The organism is Methylobacterium platani, from assembly GCF_001653715.1.
Lineage (GTDB): Bacteria > Pseudomonadota > Alphaproteobacteria > Rhizobiales > Beijerinckiaceae > Methylobacterium > Methylobacterium platani.
Genome location: NZ_LWHQ01000018.1, coordinates 41,794 through 49,043, shown reverse-complemented (window position 1 = coordinate 49,043; position 7,250 = coordinate 41,794). Strand labels below are relative to the sequence as shown.

At 72.1% G+C, this 7,250-nt stretch carries 6 protein-coding genes; 4 read left to right on the top strand and 2 right to left on the bottom strand.

Going from position 1 to position 7,250, the window contains the following annotated elements; genetic code table 11:
* Positions 1-1,115 (top strand): methyl-accepting chemotaxis protein (locus tag A5481_RS11175; RefSeq protein WP_064503950.1); only part of this gene is annotated, 1,115 nt, incomplete at its 5' end.
* 356 nt (positions 1,116-1,471) lie between these two features.
* Here A5481_RS11175 and rnd read toward each other — a convergent pair.
* Together rnd and A5481_RS11165 are read right to left on the bottom strand one after the other, a co-directional pair.
* Entirely contained in the window at positions 1,472-2,635 is a 1,164-nt protein-coding gene (gene rnd / locus A5481_RS11170) for a ribonuclease D (protein WP_048434783.1), read from the bottom strand.
* An 86-nt stretch (positions 2,636-2,721) separates the two neighbouring features.
* Positions 2,722-3,243, bottom strand: coding sequence for a hypothetical protein (locus A5481_RS11165; protein ID WP_425339744.1), 522 nt, complete (start codon positions 3,241-3,243; stop codon positions 2,722-2,724).
* A 211-nt stretch (positions 3,244-3,454) separates the two neighbouring features.
* Between A5481_RS11165 and aspS the strand changes: the two genes are divergently transcribed.
* Genes aspS through A5481_RS11150 form a run of 3 tightly spaced genes read left to right on the top strand, consistent with a single transcriptional unit; the run spans position 3,455 to position 7,236 of the window.
* Positions 3,455-5,269: an aspartate--tRNA ligase gene (gene aspS / locus A5481_RS11160; protein WP_048434784.1), complete on the top strand. Its 1,815-nt coding sequence runs from the start codon at positions 3,455-3,457 to the stop codon at positions 5,267-5,269.
* Between the two features lie 9 nt (positions 5,270-5,278).
* A complete protein-coding gene (locus A5481_RS11155) occupies positions 5,279-6,184 on the top strand; it encodes a glycosyltransferase family 2 protein (RefSeq protein ID WP_048434785.1) in 906 nt (301 codons plus the stop codon).
* Positions 6,181-7,236 (top strand): acyltransferase family protein, encoded by a 1,056-nt coding sequence (locus A5481_RS11150; RefSeq protein ID WP_048434786.1) that lies wholly within the window; start codon positions 6,181-6,183, stop codon positions 7,234-7,236. The genes A5481_RS11155 and A5481_RS11150 overlap by 4 nt, the downstream gene beginning before the upstream one ends.
* The last annotated feature ends 14 nt before the right edge of the window (positions 7,237-7,250 follow it).

The window sequence follows — 7,250 nt, the reverse complement described above, 5'->3', positions numbered from 1 at the left end:
AGGCCGGCCTCCTGCTCGTCGTCCTGGCGCTCGGCCTCGGCGGCATCGCGTGGGTGTTCCGGGCCGTCACCGGGCCGCTCGCCGCCATGACCGCCGCCATGCGCCGGCTGGCCGGCGGCGACACCGGATCGGCGATCCCCGGCAGCGGGCGGCGCGACGAGATCGGTGCCATGGCGGATGCCCTGGCGGTGTTCCGCGACGGCATGATCCGCACCCGCCGGCTGGAGGAGGAGACCGCGCTGGCGCGTGCCTCGGCCGAGGAACAGCGCCGGCTCGGCATGCGCCAGATGGCCGACGGCTTCGAGCAGGCGGTCGGCGGCATCGTCGGGACGGTCTCCGCCGCGGCGGGCGAGCTGCAGGCCACCGCCGGGACGATGAGCACCACCGCCGACGCGACGGCGCGCCGCTCGAGCGGCGCCGCCGTCGCCGCCGACCGGGCGGCCGCCAATGTCGGCACCGTCGCGGTCGCCGCCGAGGAGCTCGGGACCTCGGTGTCCGAGATCGCCCGCCAGGTCACCGACACGTCCGGCCTCGCGCAGGCCGCCGTGGTCGAGGCGAACGCCACCGCGGGGCTGGTGCAGGACCTGGCGCAGGCGGCAAGCCGCATCGGCGACGTGGTGAGCCTGATCTCGTCGATCGCCGAGCAGACCAACCTTCTCGCACTGAACGCTACCATCGAGGCGGCCCGCGCCGGGGCGGCGGGACGCGGCTTCGCGGTCGTCGCCGCCGAGGTCAAGCAGCTCGCCGGCCAGACCGCCCGGGCCACCGAGGAGATCTCCGGCCAGATCGGCCGGATCCAGGGCTCGACCGGCGAGGCGGTCACGGCCATCGCGGGAATCGGGACGCGCATCCGTGAGATCGCCGGCGTCGCGGCCGCGGTCGCCGCCACGGTCGAGCAGCAGGGCGCGGCGACGCAGGAGATCGCCCGCAACGTCGCGGAGGCCGCCGCCGGGACCGGGGCCGTGACGACCTCCATCGTCGGCGTCGCCGGGGCGGCGGAGGAGACGGGTGCGGCGGCGGGCCGGGTGCTGGTCTCGGCCGCCGCGCTGTCGCGCCAGTCCGAGCATCTCGCCGCCGAGGTGCGGCGGTTCCTGGCCGGGGTGCGGGCGGCGTGAGGGGCGCCCGGTCCTGGAACCGATCGGGCGGGATGCTCCCGCTCTCGACGCCTGTTCGACGGGATCAGAGCCTGCTCGAGCGGGGTCGTCTTCCACGAAACAGAAAGCAGCAGGACATACCCTAACCCTCGGCCTCATCCTGAGGGTCTGTTTGAGCGATTTCTTTGTCGATGAAATTTGGATGACCAGGGATATCCTGTCCTTCCACCTCATCCTGAGGCGTCCAGCAGGTACAGCGTTCCCTGAAACCTGCTTTCAAGGTCAGCCGATCACGTCGGATGCGATCCACGATCGCTACCATCTCGAGACCGGGGGACCGGGAGAGGGCGCCGCAGTGCCGCCTCCCCACCTCGCGCCTATTCTTCCTTCGGCAAGTCCCGCACCACCACGCGCCCGCCCTCGGCCGAGAGCGCCAGGCGCCCGGCCTTGAGCGCCAGCGCCTTCTCGCCGAACAGGCCGCGGCGCCAGCCGTGCAGCACCGGCACGTCGGCCGCATCGTCCTCGGCGAGCGCTTCGAGATCGTCGACGGTGGCGATGATCTTGGGTGCCACGCGCTCGTCCTCGCAGACCGCCTTGAGCAGCACCTTGAGCAGTTCGACGAGGGCCCCGTTGCCGCCGCTGCGGGCGCGGCCGCGCTCGGGCGTCGGGACGGTCGAGGGATCGCGCGACAGGCCGCGCTCGACGGCGGCCAGAATGTCGGCGCCGGTGCGCGAGCGCTCGAACCCGGCGGGAATGGTGCGCAGGCGACCGAGCGCCTCGACGTTGCGCGGGGCCGAGGTGGCGAGGTCGATCACCGCCTCGTCCTTCAGGATGCGCCCGCGCGGCACGTTGCGGGTCTGCGCCTCCCGCTCGCGCCAGGCCGCGACCTCCATCAGCACCGCGATCTCGCGGGCCTTGCGCATGCGGGAGCTCAGGCGCCGCCAGGCCTGGTCCGGATCGGCCCGGTAGGTGTCGGGGGAGGTGAGGACCCCCATCTCCTCGTCGAGCCAGGCGCCGCGATCGGTCGCGATCAGCTCGCGGGCGAGCACCTCGTAGACCTTGACCAGGTGGGTGACGTCCGACAGGGCGTAGCTCAGCTGCGCGTCCGAGAGCGGCCGGCGCGACCAGTCGGTGAAGCGCGACGACTTGTCGATCTTCGCCTTGGCGACGTCGTTGACCAGCTGCTCGTACGACACGGAATCGCCGTAGCCGCAGACCATCGCGGCGACCTGGGTGTCGAAGAACGGCTGCGGCAGCAGCCCGCCGAGCAGCCAGATGATCTCGAGGTCCTGTCGCGCCGAGTGGAAGACCTTCAGCACGCCCTCGTCGCCCATGAGCGCGAAGAACGGCGCGAGGTCGATGTCCGGCGCCAGAGGATCGACGAGCGCGGTCGAGCCGTCCGGCGCCGCGATCTGGATCAGGCACAGCTTCGGGTAGTAGGTCGTCTCGCGCATGAACTCCGTGTCGACGGTCACGAAGGGTTGCGTGGCGAAGCGCGCGCAGGCGGAGGCGAGTTCTTCCGTCGAAGTAATCAGCTTCATGACGTCCGGCTATAGCGGAGCCCGCCGCCGAGGGCGAGAGACCGGCGACGTGAGTTGTGGGGATTGGGCGACGCGGTGCACCGGAATCAGGCGGCGCGGGCCCCGCTCCGGCGCCCCGCCCGTCCGGCCGCCCGGCGCATGGCCGCCGCCCGGGCCCGGCGCGTGCCCTCCGCCCGGCGGGTGAGCCAGTCGAGGATGTTGCGCTCGACCCGCTCGCCGGTGTCGCGGTCGGTCAGGCGGTGGATGCGGTCGGCGCGAAAGCCCCGGTAGCCGTCCCGGTCCCGGTCGGTGCCGCCGACGAGCACCCGGCCGGGCCCGATCTTGAGCTCGTGCGCCTGCAGCCGGCGCACGCTCCAGGCGCCGTTGCCGTCCTCGTAGACGATCTCGAACCGGCCCTCGATCGGCAGCACCCTCCAGGCGCCGTCCTGGCGTTCCAGGAACGCATCCCGGCGTTCGACGGACGCGGCCCGACGGCCGGCCGGCATGGCACGGGCCTCCGGGGCGGGTGGCCCGACCGGAACGGAGGCCTCGCCGGGCGGGTCCGGCAGGGTGTCGGGCAGCGCGCCCGGATGGGGCTCGAACGAGCCGAAAAAGCTGTGCTGATCCATGAGGATAATATATGTGTTCGATGTTTGTTCTACAAGCACGAACGCCCCCGTGCAGGCCTGGTTCCAGCGCCTCGCGCTTGACTTCGCGCACCCCCTTCGCGAATGGGTGCCGCACGCTTTCGCGTGGGCGTCTCGCCCGCGCACCCGGCCGGCAGGGCCGGTCGAGACGGCCGAGATCCTGGCAAGAATTCTGGACAGCGAAGACACGCCCATGCACCGCTATCGTTCCCATACCTGCGGGGCGCTCCGCCCGTCCGAGATCGGCGCGACCGTCCGCCTCTCCGGCTGGTGTCACCGCGTCCGCGACCACGGCGGCGTGCTGTTCATCGACCTGCGCGACCATTACGGCATCACGCAATGCGTGATCGATCCCGATTCCGCGGCCTTCAAGGCGGCGGAGGCGGTGCGCTCGGAGTGGGTGATCCGCATCGACGGGCGGGTGCGCCAGCGGCCGGCCGGCACCGAGAACGCGGAACTGCCGACCGGCGCGGTCGAGGTCTACATCACCGACCTCGAGGTGCTCGGCGCCGCCGGCGAGTTGCCGATGCCGGTCTTCGGCGACCAGGAATACCCGGAGGAGACGCGGCTGAAGTACCGCTTCCTCGACCTGCGCCGCGAGAAGCTGCACGCCAACATCATGCGCCGCGGCGCGATCATCGATTCGCTGCGCCGGCGGATGCGCGAGGGCGGGTTCTTCGAGTTCCAGACCCCGATCCTCACCGCCTCCTCGCCGGAGGGCGCGCGCGACTTCCTGGTGCCGTCGCGCCTGCATCCGGGCAAGTTCTACGCCCTGCCGCAGGCCCCGCAGCAGTTCAAGCAGCTGACCATGATCGCCGGCTTCGACCGGTACTTCCAGATCGCACCCTGCTTCCGCGACGAGGACGCCCGGGCCGACCGCTCGCCGGGCGAGTTCTACCAGCTCGACATCGAGATGAGCTTCGTCACCCAGGAGGACGTGTTCCAGGCCGTCGAGCCGGTGCTGCGCTCGGTCTTCGAGGAGTTCGCGGAGGGCAAGCGCGTCTCGCCGAGCTTCGTGCGCATCCCCTACGCCGAGGCGATGCTGAAATACGGCGTCGACAAGCCGGACCTGCGCAACCCGCTCGTCATCGCCGACGTGACGGACGAGTTCCTGCGCGAGGACGTGACCTTCAACGCCTTCAAGAACGCCATCAAGGCCGGCGGCGTGGTCCGCGCCGTGCCGGCCCCGGGTGCGGCGTCGCAGCCGCGCTCGTTCTTCGACAAGCTCAACGACTGGGCCCGCTCCGAGGGCGCGCCCGGCCTCGGCTACATCGTGTTCGAGGAGGAGGGCGGCCAGCTCACCGGGCGCGGGCCGATCGCCAAGTTCGTGCCGGCGGCGGCGCAAGCCGCCATCGCGGCGAAGGCGGGGCTCAAGGCGGGCGACGCGGTGTTCTTCTCCGCCGGGCCCGAGGCCAAGGCGGCGGGGCTCGCCGGCAAGGCCCGCATCCGCGTCGGCGACGAGCTCGCCCTGTGCGACAAGGATCAGTTCGCCTTCTGCTGGATCACCGACTTCCCGATGTACGAGTGGAACGAGGACGAGAAGCGGGTCGATTTCTCGCACAACCCGTTCTCGATGCCGAACTTCGACCACGACGCCTTCATGGCCCTCGACCCGGAGGACCACGCGACGATCCTCGGCATCAAGGCGTTCCAGTACGACATCGTCTGCAACGGCATCGAATTGTCGTCGGGCGCGATCCGCAACCATCGCCCCGAGGTGATGGAGAAGGCCTTCGGCCTCGCCGGCTACCCGAAGGAGGTTCTGGAGGAGAAGTTCGGCGGCATGCTGAACGCGCTCAAGATGGGGGCGCCGCCGCACGGCGGCATCGCGCCGGGCGTCGACCGCATCGTGATGCTGCTCTGCAACGAGCCGAACATCCGCGAGGTGGTGCTGTTCCCGATGAACCAGCGCGCCGAGGACCTGATGATGGGCGCGCCCTCCGAGGTCGGGCTCAAGCAGCTGCGCGAGCTGCACATCCGCCTCAACCTGCCGCAGAAGCAGGGCTGATCGGCGCCGGTGCCCGGTCTCGTCGCGGTCGTCGTCGCGCATGACAGTGCCGGCGTCCTGCCGGCCTGCCTCGCGGCGCTCGCCCGCGAGCACGTGCCGGCGCTCGTCGTCGACAATGCCAGCCGCGACGGCTCGGCGGACCTCGCCGCCGCCTTGGGCGCGCGGGTGCTGCGGCTGCCCCGCAACGAGGGCTACGGCCGGGCGAACAATGCCGGGATCTGGGCGGCGGGGCGGGCCGAGTACGCTCTGATCGTCAATCCGGACGTCGAGCTCCAGCCGGGCGCGGCCGACGCGCTGCTGGCGGCGGCCGCCGCCTACCCGGATGCGGGGCTGTTCGCGCCCCGCATCGTCGAGCCGGACGGGCGCTTCTTCTACCAGCCGCGCTCGCTGCTCGCGCCCTACCTCACCAATCCGGGGGCTAAGCTCCAGCCGCCGGAGGGCGATGCCTGCGCGCCGTTCCTGTCCGGCGCCTGCCTGATGGTGCGGCGCGATCTGTTCCTGTCGCTCGGCGGGTTCGACCCGAACATCTTCCTGTTCTACGAGGACGACGACCTCTGCCGCCGGATCGCCGATGCGGGCCGGGCGCTCGTCCACGTCCACGGCGCGGTGGCTTTGCACGGGCGCGGCGCGTCGAGCGCGCCGGAGCGGGGGAGGGTGCGCCGCTCGCGCTGGCACCAGGCGTGGTCGCGGGGTTACGTCTCGCGCAAGTACGGCCTGCCCGACCCGACGGGGGCGATGCTGGCGAAGAACGGCGCGAAGGCGCTGCTCGCCGCCCTGGCCTTCCGCCGCTCCGGCCTCGAGCGCTACGGCGGCTCGGTCGCCGGCGCCTGGGCGGCCCGGAAAGGCCGGTCCGCCCTGGCGCGGGAAGGGCTGGCCGAGGAAATCCCCGCGGGATCGCCGGAGGCCGGCGCATGACCCGCACCGTCGCCGCCGGCCTCGCGCGGCCCCACAACGCCTTCGGGGCGGTCCGCCTCGCGCTGGCGCTCCTCGTCGTGGTCTCCCACGCCTTCAGCGTCACCACCGGCGCCGTCCTCGACGAGCCTCTGGCGCGCCTGACCGGCTACACGCTGGGCGAGCACGCGGTGAACGGCTTCTTCGCCGTCTCGGGCTTCCTCGTCACCATGAGCCTGATGCGCCGGGGGGCGCGCGACTACGTCGTCGCCCGGGCGCTGCGCATCGCCCCCGGGCTGGTGGCGGCGACGCTCGCCGTGGCGCTCGGCCTCGGCAGCCTGATGACGAGCCTGTCCCTCTCCGCCTACTGGTCCGATCCGGGGCTGTGGCGGTTCATCCAGGGCACCCTTACCACCTTCAAGAGCAACGCCGCCCTGCCGGGGGTCTTTTCGGAGAATCCGTTCCGCTTCCCGATGGGCACGGTCTGGACGCTGAAATACGAGGTCCTGTGCTATCTCGGCCTGCTGGCGGCGGGGCTCCTCGGGACGCTGCGCCGGCGCTGGCTCTGCCCGCTCCTCGTCGCCGGCCTCGCGGTGGCGCTGGCGGCGGCGGGATTGCGGGCGGGCGAGATGCCGAAGGCCCTCGAGACGTCCCTGCGCCTGCCGCTGATCTTCGCCGCCGGCGCCGCGCTGTTCCTCTACGCCGACCGGGCCCCCTTGAGCTGGCCGCTGGCGCTCGCCCTCGTCGCCCTGGCATGGCTCGTCCACGGCACCGCGCTCTATCCGCCGCTGCTGTTCCTCGCCGAGGCCTACGGCGTGCTCTGCCTCGGTCTCGCTCCGCCGGTGCGCCACCCGGCCCTCGACCCGCGGGCCGACCTGTCCTACGGCACCTACCTGTACGGCTGGCCGGTGCAGCAGAGCCTGCACGCGCTGGTCCCAACGGCCTCGGCCTGGTGGCTGCTGGGGCCGTCGCTGGTCCTCACGCTGGCGGTGGCGGCCCTGTCCTGGCGCTTCGTCGAGCGGCCGGCCCTGGGGTGGAAGGCGCGGCTGATCGGGAAGCGGGAGGCGGTGGGATGAGGGCTGCCCGTGGT